The 1,323-nt window shown below is 75.8% G+C and carries 2 protein-coding genes; one reads left to right on the plus strand and one right to left on the minus strand.

Features of this window, described 5'->3' with window-relative positions:
- Positions 1–143 (minus strand): SDR family NAD(P)-dependent oxidoreductase (locus HO151_RS07320; protein ID WP_173894646.1); only part of this gene is annotated, 143 nt, incomplete at its 3' end.
- 183 nt (positions 144–326) lie between these two features.
- On the opposite strand from HO151_RS07320, the gene HO151_RS03535 reads away from it, so the two are divergent.
- Positions 327–1,323: GAF domain-containing sensor histidine kinase (locus HO151_RS03535; RefSeq protein ID WP_173894647.1), on the plus strand; the 997-nt coding region annotated here is incomplete at its 3' end.

Here is a 1,323-nt window from a genome sequence, read left to right on the forward strand (position 1 = left end):
TACCCGCCGAGGCCGGCCGCGGCCTCCCGCAGCGGCCGCGGCGTCCTGGCGTCCAGCACCAGGTCCCAGCCGCGCCGCGCCAGCGCCCCGGCGAGCGCCCGCCCCAGCCCCTTCGAAGCCCCCGTGATGATCCCTACCGGCATGACCGTCCCCTCGTCCCGTGACCACCGCCGCGGCGGCCGCCCCCAACGTAGGAATCCGAAGGCCCCGGCCGCCTCGTACGCGGGTCGCGGTGCGCCGGGGCCCTTCGCCCTAGGGCCGGCGGACCGGGCCGGTCCGCCACGGGTCGGATACGCGCTGTCACACCCCGCCGGTACCGTGAGGCCATGAGTCAAGGACCCACGGCGGGCCTGTCCGCGGTGAGCACCGCGCTGCTGGCCATGAGCAGGCACCTGGAGGTGCGCGACGTCCTCAAGACGATCGTCGCCTCGGCCCGCGAGCTCCTCGACGCGCGGTACGCGGCCCTGGGGGTCCCCGACGACCACGGAGGCTTCGCCCAGTTCGTCGTCGACGGCGTCAGCGACGAGCAGTGGAAGGCCATCGGTCCGCTCCCGCGCCAGCACGGCATCCTCGCCGCGATGCTGCACGAGGCCCGGTCGGAGCGGATCGCCGACGTGCGCGCGGACCCGCGCTTCGAGGGCTGGCCCGCCGCCCACCCCGACATGTCCGACTTCCTCGGCCTGCCCATCCGCGACGGCGACGAGGTCATCGGGGCGCTGTTCCTCGCCAACAAGGTGCGTCCCGCGCGGGGGAACCCCCCGCACCCGCCGTGCGCGGAGCCGGAAGGCGGCTGCGGCTTCACCGAGGACGACGAGGAACTGCTGAGGATCCTCGCCCAGCACGCCGCGATCGCCCTGACGAACGCCCGCCTGTACGAGCGCAGCCGCGAGCTCACCATCGCCGAGGAGCGCTCCCGCCTCGCCCACGAACTGCACGACGCCGTCAGCCAGAAGCTGTTCTCCCTGCGCCTGACCGCCCAGGCCGCCGCCGCCCTGGTGGACCGCGACCCGGGCCGTGCCAAGGACGAACTCCAGCAGGTGACGGCCCTCGCCGCGGAGGCCGCCGAGGAGCTGCGCGCCGCCGTCGTCGAGCTGCGCCCCGCCGCCCTCGACGAGGACGGCCTGGTCGCCACCCTGCGCACCCAGACCCGGGTCCTCGACCGGGCCCACTCCGCGCGCGTGACCTTCGAGAGCAGCGGTGTCCGCGCACTGCCCGCCGCCCAGGAGGAGGCCGTGCTGCGCGTCGCCCAGGAGGCGCTGCACAACGCGCTGCGGCACTCGGGCGCGGCCCGTGTCGCCGTCACCCTGGAGCGGCGCGGACCGG

Source organism: Streptomyces sp. 8P21H-1, from assembly GCF_013302945.1.